This is a genomic window from Enterobacter sp. K16B, assembly GCF_020216105.1.
In the GTDB taxonomy this organism is placed as follows: domain Bacteria; phylum Pseudomonadota; class Gammaproteobacteria; order Enterobacterales; family Enterobacteriaceae; genus Enterobacter; species Enterobacter sichuanensis.
Window position 1 is genome coordinate 1 of the sequence record NZ_JAIWJZ010000230.1, and the last position, 727, is coordinate 727.

Here is a 727-nt window from a genome sequence, read left to right on the forward strand (position 1 = left end):
TGAGGACGGTAACCCGGACCGGCCGTACATTGCCGGCGTGCTGCACGATTCGGCGCACGGCGACCACGTCACCATCCGCAACTACAAACGTAACGTCCTGCGCACGCCGGCGAACAACAAAATCCGCCTCGACGATGAGCGCGGAAAAGAGCATATCAAGGTCAGTACCGAGTATGGCGGCAAGAGCCAGCTAAATCTCGGGCATCTGGTCGACAGTGAGAAACAGCAGCGCGGCGAGGGCTTTGAGCTCAGGACCGACAGCTGGGGCGCCATCCGGGCGCAGAAAGGGATATTTATCAGCGCTGACGGGCAGATGAAGGCGCAGGGTCAGGTGCTGGAGATGCAGGCGGCGATGAGCCAGCTGGAGCAGGCATGGTCCCTGGCTGAAGCGTTACGCAGCGCGGCAGAGGCGGCGAGGGCTGAACTGGCAGATGTGCAGACGCAGAAGGCGCTGCTGTCAGAGGCGCTGACGGATTTAAAGAAAGCAGCGTTGCTGGTCTCGGCGCCGGAAGGGATAGCGCAGGTGACAGGGAAAAGCCTGCAGCAGTCGGCGGGAGACAACATCATCAGCACCAGCGGCGGGCACACAGATTTCAGCGCATTGAAAAGATTCACCGTGGCGGCCGGGGAGCGGGTGAGTCTGTTTGCGCAAAAGCTGGGCATCAAAATGTTTGCCGGCAAAGGGAAGGTGGAGATCCAGGCACAGGGAGATGAGATGACGCTGGAT

Annotated in this window: 1 protein-coding gene; it reads left to right on the forward strand. The window is 60.7% G+C overall.

Going from position 1 to position 727, the window contains the following annotated elements; genetic code table 11:
- Positions 1-727, forward strand: a 727-nt coding sequence (locus tag LDK53_RS23105; RefSeq protein WP_225288158.1) for a type VI secretion system Vgr family protein, incomplete at both ends; no start/stop codon positions are given.